12 protein-coding genes are annotated in these 15,492 nt (G+C 71.4%); 3 read left to right on the top strand and 9 right to left on the bottom strand.

Features of this window, described 5'->3' with window-relative positions; genetic code table 11:
• Positions 1-121: 121 nt before the first annotated feature.
• The 8 genes from ABSF49_RS14070 to rplS all read right to left on the bottom strand — a co-directional run bounded on the left by ABSF49_RS14070 (position 122) and on the right by rplS (position 9,440).
• The gene (locus tag ABSF49_RS14070) at positions 122-631 is read right to left on the bottom strand and encodes a DUF934 domain-containing protein (protein ID WP_424113282.1); all 510 of its coding nucleotides are present in this window, start codon (positions 629-631) and stop codon (positions 122-124) included.
• On the bottom strand, positions 631-1,365 hold the full coding sequence (locus ABSF49_RS14065; RefSeq protein ID WP_424113281.1) for a phosphoadenylyl-sulfate reductase: 735 nt from the start codon (positions 1,363-1,365) through the stop codon (positions 631-633). Before ABSF49_RS14065 ends, ABSF49_RS14070 begins: the two co-directional genes overlap by 1 nt.
• A complete protein-coding gene (locus ABSF49_RS14060) occupies positions 1,365-3,038 on the bottom strand; it encodes a nitrite/sulfite reductase (RefSeq protein ID WP_424113280.1) in 1,674 nt (557 codons plus the stop codon). Before ABSF49_RS14060 ends, ABSF49_RS14065 begins: the two co-directional genes overlap by 1 nt.
• Positions 3,025-3,363: a DUF2849 domain-containing protein gene (locus tag ABSF49_RS14055; RefSeq protein ID WP_424113279.1), complete on the bottom strand. Its 339-nt coding sequence runs from the start codon at positions 3,361-3,363 to the stop codon at positions 3,025-3,027. The genes ABSF49_RS14060 and ABSF49_RS14055 overlap by 14 nt, the downstream gene beginning before the upstream one ends.
• Before the next feature lie 189 nt (positions 3,364-3,552).
• Positions 3,553-4,929: a hypothetical protein gene (locus ABSF49_RS14050; RefSeq protein WP_424113278.1), complete on the bottom strand. Its 1,377-nt coding sequence runs from the start codon at positions 4,927-4,929 to the stop codon at positions 3,553-3,555.
• Between the two features lie 28 nt (positions 4,930-4,957).
• Positions 4,958-6,646, bottom strand: a complete 1,689-nt coding sequence (locus ABSF49_RS14045) for an Hsp70 family protein (RefSeq protein WP_424113277.1) — start codon at positions 6,644-6,646, stop codon at positions 4,958-4,960.
• Between the two features lie 60 nt (positions 6,647-6,706).
• A complete protein-coding gene (locus ABSF49_RS14040; RefSeq protein ID WP_424113276.1) occupies positions 6,707-8,956 on the bottom strand; it encodes a primosomal protein N' in 2,250 nt (749 codons plus the stop codon).
• 85 nt (positions 8,957-9,041) lie between these two features.
• Positions 9,042-9,440 carry a 50S ribosomal protein L19 gene (gene rplS / locus ABSF49_RS14035; RefSeq protein ID WP_424113275.1) on the bottom strand — a complete coding sequence of 133 codons (399 nt, stop codon included), beginning with the start codon at positions 9,438-9,440 and terminating at the stop codon, positions 9,042-9,044.
• Between the two features lie 215 nt (positions 9,441-9,655).
• On the opposite strand from rplS, the gene ABSF49_RS14030 reads away from it, so the two are divergent.
• Both ABSF49_RS14030 and ABSF49_RS14025 read left to right on the top strand, forming a co-directional pair.
• A complete protein-coding gene (locus ABSF49_RS14030; RefSeq protein WP_424113274.1) occupies positions 9,656-10,285 on the top strand; it encodes a thioredoxin domain-containing protein in 630 nt (209 codons plus the stop codon).
• A 144-nt stretch (positions 10,286-10,429) separates the two neighbouring features.
• Complete coding sequence (locus ABSF49_RS14025; RefSeq protein WP_424113273.1) at positions 10,430-13,885, top strand: chromosome segregation SMC family protein; 3,456 nt, start codon at positions 10,430-10,432, stop codon at positions 13,883-13,885.
• Between the two features lie 294 nt (positions 13,886-14,179).
• On the opposite strand, the gene ABSF49_RS14020 is transcribed toward ABSF49_RS14025, so the two are convergent.
• Positions 14,180-14,728 (bottom strand): hypothetical protein, encoded by a 549-nt coding sequence (locus ABSF49_RS14020; protein ID WP_424113272.1) that lies wholly within the window; start codon positions 14,726-14,728, stop codon positions 14,180-14,182.
• Positions 14,729-15,002: 274 nt separating this feature from the next.
• On the opposite strand from ABSF49_RS14020, the gene ABSF49_RS14015 reads away from it, so the two are divergent.
• Entirely contained in the window at positions 15,003-15,446 is a 444-nt protein-coding gene (locus ABSF49_RS14015; protein ID WP_424113271.1) for a MarR family winged helix-turn-helix transcriptional regulator, read from the top strand.
• The last annotated feature ends 46 nt before the right edge of the window (positions 15,447-15,492 follow it).

Here is a 15,492-nt window from a genome sequence, read left to right as displayed (position 1 = left end):
GCGACTTGTACGAAGACATGAACGCGTGAGGCGCCGAGAAAGACGTGGATGGCCGGGACAATCCCCGGATCAAGTCCGGGGACGGCCATGACGGGTTGGGAGGTGGCGGGGCGCGGCGCCCTCAGCTCGCCGCCCGTCGCAGCCACGGTCTTGTCCCCGTCGGCGCTTCGCGCTGCCCCGGCGCGGGCTGGTAGAACAGCGCGCCTTTCGGTAGTCGCCCCTCTTTCAGCGCGCGCAGCGTGTTGGCGTCGGTCACCTCGAACGACGTGAACCCGCAGCGCTGCATCAGCGGCATTTCGTCGAGCAGCACGTCGCCGGTGGCGCGCAATTCGCCCTTGAAGCCGTGGCGCTCGCGCAAGAGCTCGGCGTAGGAGAAGGCGCGGCCGTCGGCGAACTTGTCGAATTTCAGCGCCACCAGCGGCCGATGCGCCGCCTCGGCGAGGCGATCGACCGCGTCTTTATCGGCGGCGATCGCCACGCCGACCGGATCGGCGCGCGTCGCGAGCGCCGCCTTCTCCGCGCGCCAGCGCGCGAACGAGACGACGATCGCGCCGCGCTCCGGAATCGGCGCGGAATCGTCGAGCGTCGTCCAGATGTCGTCGGCGAAGCCGCCGTCGCGCCACAGAGCCATCAGATATCCTGACCCACGTTCAGCGGTTCGGTGTGGATGCCGCATTCGGACTTGGTTCGGCCGCGCCAGCGGCCGGCGCGCGGGTCCTCGCCGGGCGCGACGCGGCTGGTGCAGGGCAGGCAGCCGATCGACGGGAAGCCCTTGGCGACCAGCGGATGGGGCGGCAGGCCGGCGGCGCGGATGTAGTCGATGAGATCGGTCGCGCTCCAGCCGACCAGCGGATTGACCTTGACCCGATCGCCCTCGGCCTCGAACAGCGGCACGCGCGACCGGGTCGCGGTCTGAAAGCTTTTGCGGCCGGTGATCCAGGCGTCGTAGCCGCCAAGCGCGCGCGCCAGCGGCTGCACCTTGCGGATGTCGCAGCAGCGGTCAGGGTCGCTGGCGAACAGGAACTTCTCCGGGTCCTCCTCCGCGACGGTCTCGCGGTCCGGCTCGGCCATCACGAGGTTGGTCAGCCCGAGGCGGGCTACGAGCTCGTCGCGGTAGCGCAGCGTCTCGTCGAAATGCTGGCCGGTGTCGACGAACACGACCGGCGTCGTCGGGTCGACCTGCGCGACCATGTGCAGCAGCACGACCGAATCGGCGCCGAAGCTCGACACCAGCGCGATGCGTCCGGGATACAGGTCCTCGATCGCCAGCCGCAGCAACGAACTCGCCTTGACCTTGGCGAAGCGGTCTTCGAGGCGGCTGGCGGCGATCGCGTCGCCGAACAGCCTGACGTCATGGGCGCTCATCAGATGTCGGCTCCCGCGTTGCGGCTGTAGAGCGCTTCCTTGAACGGCGCCGGGCCGAGGCGGCGATAGGCGTCGAGGAACGTCTCTTCTGGCCCGCTGCGGCGCGCCATATAGGTGTCGACGATCGTCTCGACCGCGCCGACCACGGTCTCCGAGCTGAAGCCGGGGCCGATGATCTGGCCGATCGACGCCGTCTCGTCGCCCGAGCCGCCGAGCGTGATCTGGTAGGTTTCCTCGCCGTTGCGCTCGAGGCCGAGAATGCCGATGTGGCCGACGTGATGATGGCCGCAGGCGTTGATGCATCCGGAAATCTTGATCTTCAGCGGCCCGATCGCGCGCGCGCGCGCGCCGTCGCCGAAGCGCTCGGAAAGACGCTGGGCGACGGGAATCGAGCGCGCGGTGGCGAGCGCGCAATAGTCGAGGCCGGGGCAGGCGATGATGTCGCTGATCAGTCCGGCGTTGGGCGTCGCCAGGCCGACGGAAGCGAGCCGGTCGTAGACGGCGGTCAGGTCGTCGAGCGCGACGTAGGGGAGGATGAGGTTCTGCTCGTGCGAGACGCGCAGCTCGTCGTGCGAATAGTCCTCGGCGAGGTCGGCGACCGCGTCCATCTGGTCGGCGCTCGCGTCGCCCGGCACGCCGCCGATCGGTTTCAGCGATACGGTGACGATGGCGTAGCCGGGGACCTTGTGCGCGACGACGTTGGACTCGAAGAACTTGGCGAACTGGGCGTCCTTGCCGCGCCGGCGTTCGACCCGCTCGTTCGTGACGGAACGCGGCGCGAGCGGCGGCGGGGCGAAATAGGCGGCGATGCGCTCGACCTCTTCGGCCGGCAATTCGAGCGAGGCGCCGCCGCGCGCGGAAAACTCCGCTTCGACCGCGTCGCGCAACGCTTCGAGGCCCTTCTCGTGCAGCAGGATCTTGATGCGCGCCTTGTACTTGTTGTCGCGCCGGCCCTCGAGGTTGTAGACGCGCAGGATCGCCTCGGCATAGGCGAGCAGATCGCGCTGCGGCAGGAAATCGCGCACCTTGCGGCCAATGAACGGCGTGCGGCCGAGCCCGCCGCCGACATAGACGGCGAATCCGAGTTCGCCCTGATCGTCGCGCACGATCTGCAGGCCGATGTCATGCGCCTGGATGACGGCGCGATCGTGCGGCGCCCCGTTGACGGCGATCTTGAACTTGCGCGGCAGGAACGAGAACTCGGGGTGCAGCGACGACCATTGCCGCAGGATTTCGGCGAAGGGGCGCGGATCGGCGAGCTCGTCGGCGGCGACGCCGGCGTAATGGTCGGCGGTGACGTTGCGGATGCAGTTGCCCGAGGTCTGGATCGCATGCATCTCGACGCTGGCGAGCTCGGCGAGGATGTCGGGCACGTCCTTCAGCGCCGGCCAGTTGAACTGCAGGTTCTGCCGCGTGGTGAAATGGCCGTAGCCGCGGTCGTACTTGCGCGCGATCTCGGCGAGCTTGCGCATCTGCCGCACGTTCAGCGTGCCATAGGGCACGGCGATGCGCAGCATGTAGGAATGCAGTTGCAGATAGAGGCCGTTCATCAGCCGGTGCGGCCGGAACTGCTCCTCGGTCAGCTCGCCGGCGAGGCGCCGGCCGACCTGGTCGCGAAACTGGCCGACGCGCGCGGCGACGAAGGCCGCGTCGAATTCGTCATAGCGATACATGCGACTTCTCCGTCGGCGCGTGCGCGGCGGCGATCGGCGCCAAGCCTTCGGCCTGCTTGCCGAGATCGCGGCGCACCGTCGGTCCCGTCGCGCGGATCGCCTCGCGCAAAGCTTTCGGCGCGTAATGGCCGTTGCGCAGCTCGACCTCGATCGCATAAGGGTCGACGATCAGGCTCGCGGCGACGTCCTCACCCGCGCGCGCAAGCGCGGCGGCGGCATCCTCGTGAGCCGCGGCGCGCGCGAAATCTTCGCTCCAGCCGCCGGAAGCGTCCTGGAACACGACGATTCCGTCGATGAGCCGGTTGGCGGTGACAATCTGAGTCAAACGAAAGTCCCTTTCGCCGGACGAGGCCTCTGCCGAAGTCTGCCGGCGCTATCGCAGCGCGCCGCAATTCACGTCGCGCCGCTGACGAATTTATCTGCGATCAGAGCTTGCTAGCATATTATACGGAACAAATCTAGGCGATCGCATTTCATACGTTATGAAACAGTTAATAGATGCGCCGGCGCTCGCTTATTTCGCCGGGTCGAAGGCGGCGAGGAAGATGCCGAGCGCGCTGACGCCCGTCGTCAGATCGACAAAGCCGGCGAGAACCGCCAGCACGCCGAAGAAAGGATGGGCGCCCAGCCGCCGCGACAGGATCGGCCGCCGGCCGGCCGGCGTCGAATATCCGGCGCGATCGGCGCGCCGGACCCGCGCGGCGGCGCGACGCACGGCGAAGAATGGCCACAGGGTCATCGCGGCGAGACGCGCGACGACGAGGATCGCCAGCGCCGCGGCGATCTCGAACCGCCCGATCCCGTCGGCGCCGGCCTCGGAAACGCGCGCGCCAGCGGCGACGACGAAGACGAAGGCGCCCGCTTCGAGGCCGAGCGCGGCGAGCGCGAGCAGCGGCGCGTCGCGCGCGGCGCTGATCACGCCGGGAAACAGCGCCGCCGTCCACGCGCCGCGCCAGGCGCGGAGAAGGTCGAGCTTTTCCCCGCGCGCTTGCGCCTCGTAGATCGCGATCAGGTCGGCGCGCGCCAGCGCCGGCTGACGATCCTCGGGCGGGATCAGCGGCAGACCGTCAGCTAAGCGATAGGCGGCGCGACCGCCGGCGCGCCGCTTCGCCATCGCGCGTTCGGCTGCGCAGGCGGCGATCCAGTCGGCGAGCCGGGCGCGGCGCGGTCCCTCCGGCAGCCGCTTGGCGTCATTGGCGACGCGGGCGAGATCGAAGTCCTGATCGAGCCGGTCGACGAGCGCGAGCAGGTCGGCGTCGAGCCGCGGCGCGTCGCGCCCCGGTTCCGGCAGGCGCTCGGCGAGCAGCGCCGCGAGTTCGCCGCGCGCCGCCTCGCGCTCGGCCAGCGAGAGCGCATCGGCGAGATCGAGCGCCGCACGCCAGGCGGCGAGGTCGCGAAACGTCGCGTCGGGGGCGGCGGCGAGATCTCTAAGTCGGGCGCGCAAAGCAGCGAGCGCGCCGCCGTCGTCGGTCGTCGCGCCGCGCGCTGCGTCGGGCGGCGGCGCTTCGGCCCGCTCCGGACCGACCGGCGTCGCGACCGGCGCCCGCCAACGCGGCGGCGCCCTGTCGCGCCGGTCGGGCGGGCTCGGCGCCGGCGCCGGGGCGCGCCAGCGCGGCGGCGGGCGCGCGCCCGAGTCGAGCGGCGCTCGATGCGCCGTCGCGTCGCGCTCCGCCTCGGGCGGCGGGTCGGGGTCGAGCGCGGCGGTCTCGTCGTCATCGTCGGGGGGCGACGGCGGCCGCCAGGCGAGCGCCCGCTCGCGCGCTTCGACCAGGCTTTGGAAGCCGACAGGATCGTCCTCCGGGCGCGTGACCCGCAGCTTCTCGGCGTAAGCGCGCAGGATCGCGCGCGCGTCGGTCGTCGGCGCGATGCCGAGCGCGTCCCACGGGCTCATGGCCGTTCGGCCGCTCGCGCCGCGCGCGTCATAACGTCGGCCAGTTGCGCTCGAAACCGTCGAGCGCTTCGCCGAAGCGGTCGCGCAAAGTCGCGGCGTCGCGCAATTGCTGGTCGGCGAGCGCGATCTCGAACTCGGACAGCAGGCGCTTGATGTGCTCGCGTTGCGCGCCCAGGCTCTCGGCGTAGAGGCGCTCGGCGCGGGCGATCAGCGCGCGGTTCTCCGCCTGATCGCGCGGCGGCGCCTTGATTTCGGCGAGCGCGAGGAAGCGCTTGTCGAGCTCCTCGGCGCTGAGGTTGGCCTCGTTGCGGAACACCCGCCGTTCGCGCTGGCCGGTCGTCTCGGCGGCGACCTCGACTTCGAGCGCGCCATTGACGTCGTAGGTGAAGCGCACCTCGACGCCCTCGCGCCCCGCCGGCGCCAGCGGCACCGGCATGCGCAGTTCGCCGATCTTGATGTTCTGCGCCGGCCGCAGATTCTCGCCCTGGAAGACCTCGATCACGATCGCCGCCTGGTTGTCGGCTACGGTGTAGTAGCGGCCCGAGCGGCTGATCGGCACGACGGCGTTGCGTTCGATCAGCGGCGACATCGTCCGCTGGTCGGGCGCGGTCGGGTCGCGCACCGAGATGCCGAGGGTGAACGGGCAGACGTCGGTCATCACCACGTCGGCGAGCGCGGCATGGCGCGCCTTCAAGCCGGTCTGAACGGCCGCGCCGAGCGCGATGACATGGTCGGGCCGCGGGTGGGCGAGCGGGAAGCGGCCGAACAGCCGCGCCGTGAGCGCGCGCACCATCGGCATGCGCGTCGCGCCGCCGACCAGCACGATCTGGTCGATCGCGTGCGGATCGACGCGCGCGTCGGCGACGGCGCGCTCGATCGGCGCGCGCAGTCGGCGCAACAGCGGTTGAGCCGCATCTTCGAATTCCGCGCGGGCCACCTCGCCACGGCGCACCTCGTCGCCGAGCTCGATTTCGTAAGCCGCCCGGTCTTGCGCGGTCAGCGCGTGCTTGATCCGCTCCGCCTCGCGCATCAGCCGGGCGAGGTCGGTTCGCGCCAGCTTGTCGGGATCGACGCCGTGACGCCGCGCGATCAGCGCCACCAGAGCGTCGCGGAAGTCGTCGCCGCCGAGATGCGAATCGCCGGCGGAAGCGCGCACCTCCATGACGCCCTCGAATTTGTGCAGCAGCGACACGTCGAAGGTGCCGCCGCCGAGATCGAGGATCAGGAACCGCCCTTCCTCGAGCGTGTCGAGCCCGTGGGCGAGCGCGGCCGCGGTCGGCTCGTTGATCAAGCGCTCGACGGCGATTCCGGCGAGCCGCGCCGCATCGAGCGTCGCTTTGCGCTGCGGGTCGCTGAAATAGGCGGGCACCGAGATCACCGCCTCGGCGATCGCGCCGCCGACCTGCGCCTCGGCGTCCTCCTTCAACGCGCGCAACACCAGCGCCGACAATTCCTCGGCGCGGTAGAACCGGCCGGCGAGCCGCGCGCCGGCCGGCGAGCCCATCCAGCGCTTGAACGAGGCGACCGAGCGGTCGGGATGGGTGACGAGGCGATCGGCCGCCGCGCGGCCGACTAGAACGGCGCCATCCTCGGCGATGCTGACCGCCGAGGGCGTCAGCGTGTCGCCGAGCGCGTTGGGAATGAGCTCCGGCCCCGAGTCGGTCCACAGCGCGATCAGCGAGTTCGTCGTTCCGAGGTCGATGCCCGCGATCGCCATGCCGCTCCGTCCCGTCGCCCGCGCCGCGGACGGAGTTTTCCGCGACCCGCGGCGGCTTGTCTACATGAAGCTCTGCGGGTCGACGTCGACCGCGATGCGGACGCCGCCGCGCGGCGGCGGAGCGGCGGCGATGAGCGCGCGCAAAAAGCCCTGCAGGTCCGCGGCGCGCGGCGCCTTGACGGCGAGACGGAAGCGATGGCGGCCGCGCAAAACCGCAATCGGCGCCTCGGCGGGGCCGAGCAGAATGATCTCGTCGCCCTGCGGCGCGCCGCCGAGCGGCGCCACCCGCCAGCCCTTGCCAGGCGCGAGCTTGTGGCCGGCGCGAGCGAGCGCGCGCGCGTGCGCTTCCGCGCCGCCGCGGTCCTCGCCGGAAACGACGATCGCCGCCAGCCGGCCGAACGGCGGCAGGGCGCCGCGCCGGCGTTGCTCGGCCTCCTCGGCGTAGAAGCGCTCGACGTCGCCGGCGATCAGCGCGGCGATCACCGGATGCTCCGGCTGCCAGGTCTGCAGCAGCGCGCGGCCCGGCCGTTCGCCGCGGCCGGCGCGTCCCGTCGCTTGGCGCAGCAGCTGGAAGGTGCGTTCGGCGGCGCGTGGATCGCCGTTCGACAGGCCGACGTCGGCGTCGACGATCCCGACCAGCGTCAGCAGCGGAAAATTGTGGCCCTTGGCGACGAGCTGGGTGCCGATGACGATGTCGTATTCGCCGCGCGCCGCCGCGTCGAGTTGCGCGCGCAGCCGCTCGATCCCGCCGGGAAAGTCGGACGACAGCACCAGCGTGCGCGCGTCGGGAAACAGCGCTGCGACCTCTTCGGCGAGGCGCTCGACGCCGGGGCCGCAGGCGGCGAGCGTGTCGGCCTCGAGACATTGCGGGCAGATTTCCGGCCGCGGCTCGCTGTGGCCGCAATGGTGGCAGATGAGCGCCTTGCGGAAACGGTGCTCGACCAGCCAGGCGGAGCAGTTCGGGCACTGGAAGCGATAGCCGCAGGCGCGGCACAGCGTCAGCGGCGCGTAGCCGCGGCGGTTGAGGAACAACAGCGATTGCTCGCCGGCGGAAAGGCCCGCTGCGATCGCTTCGACCAGCCGCGACGCCAACCAGCGGCCGCGCGGCGGGCCTTCGCGGCGCAGGTCGATCGCGGCAAGGTCGGGCATCGGCCGCTCGCCGAAGCGCGCCGGGAGCTTCAGCCAGTCGTAGCGGCCGCGCTCGGCGTTGACGCGCGTCTCCAGCGACGGCGTCGCTGAGGCCAGAACCACCGGCGCGTTCTCCAGCTTTCCGCGCACCACCGCCATGTCGCGGGCGTGGTAGACGACGCCTTCCTCCTGCTTGTAGGCGCCCTCGTGCTCTTCGTCGACGACGATCAGGCCGAGATCGGCGAAGGGCAGGAACAGCGCCGACCGCGCGCCGACGACGACCCGCGCTTCGCCGTTCGCCGCTGCGCCCCACAGGCGCTCGCGCTGGCGGGGCGTGATCGCCGAGTGCCACTCCGCCGGTCGCGCGCCGAAGCGGGCGGCGAAGCGGTCGAGGAACTGCGACGTCAGCGCGATTTCCGGCAACAGCACCAGCGCCTGCCGACCGGCGCGCAAGGTCGCGGCGATCGCTTCGAAATAGACTTCGGTCTTGCCCGAGCCGGTGACGCCCTCGAGCAAGATCGTGCGCGCCGTGCGCGATCGAACGGCATGCTCCAGCGCCGCCGCTGCGGCGCGCTGGTCGGGCGAAAGCGGCAGGGCGGCGCGATCAGGGTCGAGCGGCGGCGCGGCGGGATCGGGGTCGAGCGCGACGAGTTCGAGCGCGCCGTCGTCGATGAGGCCGTCGACGACGCCGACGCCGCATTGCGCCGCCGCGGCGAGCGCGGCGCGGGTCTGCGGCGATTGCGCCGCCAACGCCGCCAGCACCCGCTCGCGCGCCGGCGTCGCGCGCGAAGGCGGCTTGGCGGTCGCTTGAACCGCGAATTTCACCGCCGGCGCCGCGGCGGCTTCGGGGCCGCGCGTCGCCATGCGCAGCGCCATCCCGCGCGGCGCGAGCGTCCAGCGCGCGACCCAGTCGATGAAGTCGCGCATCGCGGCCTTGAGCGGCGGCCAGTCGCGCTTGGCGGTGATCGATTTGAGATTGCCGCCGTCGCCTTCGCGGACCGTCCAGACGACGCCGGTCGACATGCGCGTCCCCAGCGGCGCCAAGACGAAATCGCCCGGCGCGAGCGTGAGGTCGCTAGGAACGCGATAGGAATAGAGCGTGTCGACCGCGACCGGAAACAGCGCGTCGACGACGACGCCTGGCGTCGCCCGCTTGCCGTCGTCGCTGTCCGCCGCGCTCATCGCGCCCCGCGATAACACGCGGGGCGAGGGCAGGGAAACTGCGGCCGCGGCTTGAAGGTCGGCGCGCGCGAAGCGGGCGCGACGGTCAGCTGGCGGGCTTGTCGGCTTCGACGGTCTTGGGCGAGTTGTCGGTGCGCTCGGCGATGCGCGCCGACTTGCCGCGCCGGTCGCGCAGATAATAGAGCTTGGCGCGGCGCACCTTGCCGCGGCGCACGACCTTGATCGAATCGATCACCGGCGAATGGATGGGGAATACGCGCTCGACCCCTTCGCCGTAAGAAATCTTGCGGACGGTGAAGCTTTCCTGCAGGCCGCCGCCGCTGCGGGCGATGCAGACGCCCTCGTAGGCCTGGACGCGGCTGCGCTCGCCCTCGGTGACCTTGACGTTGACGATGACCGTGTCGCCGGGGGCGAAATCGGGGATTTCGCGGATGGCGCTGAGCTTGGCGGCCTGTTCGGCCTCCAGCGTCTGGATGATATTCATTTCCGTCTCCATGCCGTGACGCCGGTCCGCAGTTAACGGCTCGACGAGCGCTTCGGCGCGCTGTTTTCAGTTGAGGCCGGCCTCATACAGCAAAGCCGACCTCGAGTCGAGCGGCGGCGCCAGGGTGGGTTGCCGCGGGGCGGGTCGGCGGCTATTTTCCCGCCGCGCTGCGCGCCCCTTGTCGGGCGGCGGGGCGCGATCCGAGGGAAATGGCGATGACATGGCTTCGATGGGCCGCGGCGCGCTTCGCGCCGGCCGGTCTCCTGGCGCTGGTTGCGGCGGCCGCGCCGGCCGCCGCCTCCGACGCGACGGTCGCCGCCGCGCTGATGCAGCCGGGGCCGCTGCCCGACATCGTCGAAGGCGCGGCGAGCGCCCCGGCGACGATCGTCGAATACGCCTCGATGACTTGCAGCCATTGCGCCGCCTTCCACGACCAGGTGTGGCCGGCGCTGAAGGCCAAATACGTCGACACCGGCAGGGCCAAGTTCATCCTGCGCGAGTTTCCGCTCGACCCGCTCGCCATCGCCGCGTTCATGGCGGCGCGCTGCGCCGGGCCCGACAAGCGCGACGCGTTGGTCGACCGCCTGTTCGCGCGCCAGGAGGAATGGGCGTTCAGCGACGAGCCGTTGGAACGCCTGCGTCGCGAGACGGGCCTGTCGCCGACCGATTTCCTCGCCTGCGTGAAGGACAAGGCGCTGTTCGACGGGATCGCCGCAACGCGCGACTCCGCCGCCGAGCGCTTCGGCCTCGATTCGACGCCGACGTTCTTCGTCAACGGCCACAAGCTCGACGGCGAACCGGCGCTGCCGGCCTTCGACGCGGCGCTGGCGGCGCCAGCGAAATAGCCCGGTTTCGCACAGATTTCTCCGCTGCGGGGCTTGATCGCCGCGGCGCTTTATGGCGGCTTGCCGCAGAAATTCGCGTCGGCTAAGCCGACTCATGCCGGGCGCGCCCGGCGACGCGCGAACGACGACCAGAGGGCGAGGCCCATGAAATTCGAGCGGCTGCGCATGGCCGGCTTCAAGAGCTTCTGCGACCCGACCGAGTTCAAGATCGAGCCCGGGCTGACCGGAATCGTCGGCCCCAACGGCTGCGGCAAATCCAATCTCGTCGAGGCCCTGCGCTGGGTGATGGGCGAAAGCTCGTACAAGAACATGCGCGCTGCGGGGATGGACGAGGTGATCTTCTCCGGCGCCGGCGCGCGGCCGTCGCGCAATCTCGCCGAGGTCGGCCTGACGCTCGACAATTCCGATCGCCGCGCGCCCGCCGCCTTCAACGATTCGGAGACGATCGAAGTCACGCGCCGCATCGAGCGCGAATCGGGCTCGACCTATCGCGTCAACGGCCGCGAGGTGCGCGCGCGCGACGTGCAATTGCTGTTCGCCGACGCCTCCACCGGCGCGCGCTCGCCGGCGTTGGTGCGCCAGGGCCAGATCGGCGAGATCATCGCCGCCAAGCCGCAGGCGCGGCGGCTGATCCTCGAAGAGGCGGCCGGCGTCTCCGGCCTGCATTCGCGCCGTCACGAGGCCGAGCTGCGGCTGAAGGGGGCCGAGGACAATCTCGTTCGGGTCGACGACGTCCTCAAGCAGATCGACGCGCAGATCGACAGTCTCAAGCGCCAGGCGCGTCAGGCCCATCGTTATCGCAATTTGGCGCAGGACATCCGTCGCCACGAGGCGCTGGCGCGGCTGATCGCCTGGCGCGAGCGCGAGGCGCAATGCGTCGAGGCCGAGCGCCGCCTCGAAGCCGACCTGCGCGAAGTCGCCGAACGCACGCGCGCCCAGGCCGAAGCGGCGCGGTTGCAGGCGATCGCCGCCGCCGACCTGCCGCCGCTGCGCGACGAAGAAGCGCGCGTCGGCGCGGCGCTGCACCGGCTGACGCTGGCGCGCGACGCGCTCGCCCAGGAAGAAAATCGCGCCAAGGCGCGCGTCGCCGAGCTCGAGCGCCACGTCGCCGAATGGGCGCAGGACCTGCAGCGCGAAGAGGCGCTGATCGCCGACGCGGCCGAGGTGGCGGCGCGGCTGGCGGCCGAGGACGAATCGCTCGTCGCCGAGACCGCGCGGTCCGAAGAGGCCAAGCGCGGGGCCGAACAGCGACGCACGCGGCTCGAAGAGCGGCTCGCCGCCGCCGAGGCGGCGCTCGCCGAAGCGCAGGCGGCGGCTTCCGATCACAACGCCCGCCGCAACGCGCTCGCCGCCGGCCTCGCCGAAGAAACGCGCCGGCACGCGCGGTTCGAGAGCGAATGCGCGACGATCGCGCGCGAGCGCGCGCAATTGCAGGCCGCCGCCGACGAGGAAGCCGCCCTCAGCGCCGAATCCGCGGCGGCCGAAACGCTCGCCCAGGCGCTCGCCGACGCGGAAGCGCGCGCGCTCGCCGCCGAAACGGCGCATGCCGAAGCGCGCGAAGCGGAAGCGCAGTCGCGTGGCCCGCTCGCCGACGCCGAACGCGCCGCCCAGCGCATCGACGCGGAAGTCAGCGCGCTGACCAAACTGATCAGCGCGACGCCGAGCGGCAAGTGGCGGCCGGCGATCGACGCGGTCGACGTCGCGCGCGGCTACGAGGCGGCGCTCGGCGCCGCGCTCGGCGACGACCTGCAGGCCTCGGTCGATTCCGCCGCGCCGGCGCATTGGTCGCTCAGCGAAGGCGAGGGCGATCCCGATCTGCCGGCCGGCGTCGAGCCGCTCGCCAGGCGCGTCGAAGCGCCGCCGGCGCTGCGGCGGCGGCTGGCGCAGATCGGCGTCGTGGCGCGCGCCGACGGCGCGCGTCTGGCGGGGGAGCTGAAAGCCGGGCAGCGGCTGGTGTCGCTCGAAGGCGACCTGTGGCGCTGGGACGGTTTCGTTTCCACCGCCGAGGCGACGACGCCGGCGGCGCAGCGGCTGATCGAGAAGAACCGGCTCGGCGATCTGTCGCGCGAGGCGGAGGCCGCGCGCCAGGCCGCGGCGCTGGCGCGCGCCGAGGCGGCCAAGGCCCATGCCGGCTTGAGCGAAGCGGCCGCCGCCGACGGCGTTGCGCGCCAAAGCGCGCGCGCGGCGCGGGCCGCCCTCGACTCGGCGCGCGACACGCTCGCCGCCGCCGAGCGTCGGCGCGCCCAGACGCTGTCGCGCCTGTCGGCGCTCGACGAAGCGCTGGCGCGCGCCGAGGCGCAGCGGCGCGAAGCGGCCGAACGCAAGACCGAGCGCGAAGCCGCGCTCGCCGATCTCGCGCCGAGCGACGAACTGGCGCTGGCGCTCGAGCGCGCGCGCACGCTCGCCGCGCAGGAGCGGGCGGAATTCGCCGAAGCGAAAGCGGCGGCGCAGAACCTCGCCCGCGAGGCGGAAGCGCGCGAAGCGCGGCGGGGCGCGATCGCCGAGGAGCGGCGTTCGTGGGCCGAGCGTCGCGCCAAGGCGGACGCGCATATCGCCGACATCGGCGAGCGGCGCGCGGCCGCCGAAGCGGAGCTGGCGACGCTCGCCGCGGCGCCGGCCGTGTTCCTGCAACAGCGCCTAAGATTGATGAGCGAGCTCGGCGCGGCGGAGACGGCGCGCAAAGGCGCCGCCGACGCGCGCGCCGCCGCCGAGACGACGCTCGCCGAAGCCGACCGCGCCGCGCGCGCCGCCCTCGAAGCGATGGGCGGGGCGCGCGAGGCGCGCGCCGCCTCCGAGCAGCGGCTGGAGGGCGCGCGCCAGGCGCGCGACGAGCTGGTCAAGACGATCGAGAGCGAGCTCAACGTCGCGCCGAGCGAACTGCCGGCGCTCGCCGGCCTCGCCGCCGGCGCGCCGGCGCCCGAGGCGGAGGGCGTCGAGCGCAAGCTCGAGAGTCTCAAGCAGGAGCGCGAGCGGCTCGGCGCAGTCAATCTGCGCGCCGACGAGGAGCTTGCCGAGGTGACGGCGAGCCGCGACCGGCTGGTCGCGGAGCGCGACGATCTCACCGAAGCGATCAAGCGGCTGCGACAGGCGATCCACAATCTCAACCAGGAAGGGCGCGAACGGCTGCTCGGCGCGTTCGTGGTCGTCAACAAGCATTTCGGCGAGCTGTTCGCGGCCCTGTTCGAGGGCGGCACGGCCGAGCTGCAGCTGATCGAATCCGACGATCCGCTCGAGGCCGGGCTCGAACTCGTCGTGCGTCCGCCGGGCAAGAAGCCGCAAACGCTGACCCTGCTCTCCGGCGGCGAGCAGGCGCTGGCGGCGATGGCGCTGATCTTCGCCGTGTTCCTCACCAACCCGTCGCCGATCTGCGTGCTCGACGAGGTCGACGCGCCGCTCGACGATTTCAATGTCGAGCGCTTCTGCGACCTGCTCGACGAAATGAGCCGCCGCTCCGACACCCGCTTCGTCACCATCACCCACAATCCGATCACCATGGCGCGCATGGACCGGCTGTTCGGCGTCACCATGGCCGAGCGCGGCGTCAGCCAGATCGTCTCGGTCGACCTCGCCGAAGCCGAGCAGTTCCTCGAGGCGAGCTGAGGCGCGCCGCCAGAGCGAATTGCCGCGAGTCGGAGTCCTACGCGGCGTTATGGCCGGGCTTGACCCGGCCATTCAAGCGCCGCTGCGTCGTCATCGATATGCGGCACGCTCGCGCCTCGGCCTGGATGGCCGGGTCAAGCCCGGCCATGACGCCGTGAGGGCGAACTCAAACGCCAAACTTAGCGCCGATGGGGTCAAGCCCGGCCATGACAACGCTTGAGCTTGAAATCGGAACCGGCTCTCCGCCCCGTCAAGTTTCTCGTCAAGCGGCGCGCCAAGTTTCGTCAAGTTTTGTCAAGCGACGTCAAGCCCGGCGCTTGACGGCGCGCCAGGTTCATCAACGAAATCAATGCTATCCGTCGCGTCAAGGGCGGCCTCGCCGTCGCCAGGACGGGCTCGCCCGTCGGCGTCGACGAGACCCGACCGCCGCGCCGCGATCATGCGCTCGGCCATCGCATTGATCTTGGCGAGCAACCGTTCGCGCCCGCCCGCGTCCGCGCGCGCCGCGGCGCCTTCGACGGCGCTGTAGCGGTCGAGCCGGTCGAGCACCCTGAGCAGCCGGTCGATCGCGCCGAGGTCCCCCTCGGCGACGGCGCCCGCGGCGAGGCGCAGCGCCGGCTCGAGCCGGGCGATCTGCACCCGCGCATGGTCGAGCTTCGTCCCGCTTCCCTCCTCCTCGAGCGCCTTGGCGACGATCTGGCGCACCCGCTCGCGCGACAGCCCTTCCGCGCGCCCGATCGCCGCATAGGAAAGACCCGCCTGCAGGGAAGCGAGAATGCGCAAGCGGCGCAGATCGCGCGCGGCGGCGCGGGAGGGCGCGGGGGCAGGCAGGGACGCGGACATGGGCGCGGGTTCCTGAATCGGACAAAGAGAGACTAGCACAAATTCCGATTATCAGAAAGAAAATGACGCATCCTCGCCTGTCCGGCGGGGGCGCTCGTCGTCCTGTCTGGGCTGGGCCGCTGACGGCGCCGCCGCGCTGACCGGCTAGGGGCGGGCGGGAACGCAAGTCTTTGTCGGGATTCCAGAACTTCTCATCGAAGACATCGCAACACGCGCAGCTAGACTGAGCAGAAAATCTTTACAGTTTACCTGTCTATGTGCTAAGCAAGCCGGCATGGACGATGCGCCGGACAATCATCTCGCCTCGGTCTTGGCGCAGGACCTCCGCGCTTGCCTGGGCAAACTGAAGCGCCGATTGCGCGAGCAGGCGCATAGCGGCGACCTGACGCCGTCTCAGACATCCGTATTGCTGCGCCTCGAAAAGGACGGGCCGGCGACGGCGTCGCAGCTTGCCCGCGCCGAGGCGATGCGGCCGCAGTCGATGGCGTCGGTCGTCGCCGCGCTCGAGGCTTTGAACCTTGTCAGCGGCGCGCCGCATCCGACCGACGGGCGGCAGACCCTGCTGTCGCTGACGGATTCGTGCCGCCAACGGCTCCGGGAGGGTCGCGCGGCGCGACAGGATTGGCTGACCCGCATCATCCAGACCCGGCTTTCCCGGCAGGAACAAGCCGAACTCGCGACGTCTGTCGCATTGCTCAAGCGGCTCATCGACGACTGAGCGCGTTTCGGCGGCGTCCACCCGGCCGCCCGTCGTCAAATTCAAG

The organism is Roseiarcus sp. (assembly GCF_049514155.1).
GTDB lineage: Bacteria > Pseudomonadota > Alphaproteobacteria > Rhizobiales > Beijerinckiaceae > Roseiarcus.
The sequence above is the reverse complement of the archived record's forward strand: the minus strand, read 5'-3'. Positions and strand labels throughout refer to the sequence as shown.

What these genes read in the sequence shown, in the direction of transcription:
- ABSF49_RS14040 (WP_424113276.1), bottom strand. Translation starts at nt 8,956, where the DNA reads ATGAGCGCGGCGGACAGCGACGACGGCAAGCGGGCGACGCCAGGCGTC.
- rplS (WP_424113275.1), bottom strand. Translation starts at nt 9,440, where the DNA reads ATGAATATCATCCAGACGCTGGAGGCCGAACAGGCCGCCAAGCTCAGC.
- ABSF49_RS14050 (WP_424113278.1), bottom strand. Translation starts at nt 4,929, where the DNA reads ATGAGCCCGTGGGACGCGCTCGGCATCGCGCCGACGACCGACGCGCGC.
- ABSF49_RS14060 (WP_424113280.1), bottom strand. Translation starts at nt 3,038, where the DNA reads ATGTATCGCTATGACGAATTCGACGCGGCCTTCGTCGCCGCGCGCGTC.
- ABSF49_RS14030 (WP_424113274.1), top strand. Translation starts at nt 9,656, where the DNA reads ATGACATGGCTTCGATGGGCCGCGGCGCGCTTCGCGCCGGCCGGTCTC.
- ABSF49_RS14045 (WP_424113277.1), bottom strand. Translation starts at nt 6,646, where the DNA reads ATGGCGATCGCGGGCATCGACCTCGGAACGACGAACTCGCTGATCGCG.
- ABSF49_RS14065 (WP_424113281.1), bottom strand. Translation starts at nt 1,365, where the DNA reads ATGAGCGCCCATGACGTCAGGCTGTTCGGCGACGCGATCGCCGCCAGC.
- ABSF49_RS14015 (WP_424113271.1), top strand. Translation starts at nt 15,003, where the DNA reads ATGGACGATGCGCCGGACAATCATCTCGCCTCGGTCTTGGCGCAGGAC.
- ABSF49_RS14025 (WP_424113273.1), top strand. Translation starts at nt 10,430, where the DNA reads ATGAAATTCGAGCGGCTGCGCATGGCCGGCTTCAAGAGCTTCTGCGAC.
- ABSF49_RS14020 (WP_424113272.1), bottom strand. Translation starts at nt 14,728, where the DNA reads ATGTCCGCGTCCCTGCCTGCCCCCGCGCCCTCCCGCGCCGCCGCGCGC.
- ABSF49_RS14070 (WP_424113282.1), bottom strand. Translation starts at nt 631, where the DNA reads ATGGCTCTGTGGCGCGACGGCGGCTTCGCCGACGACATCTGGACGACG.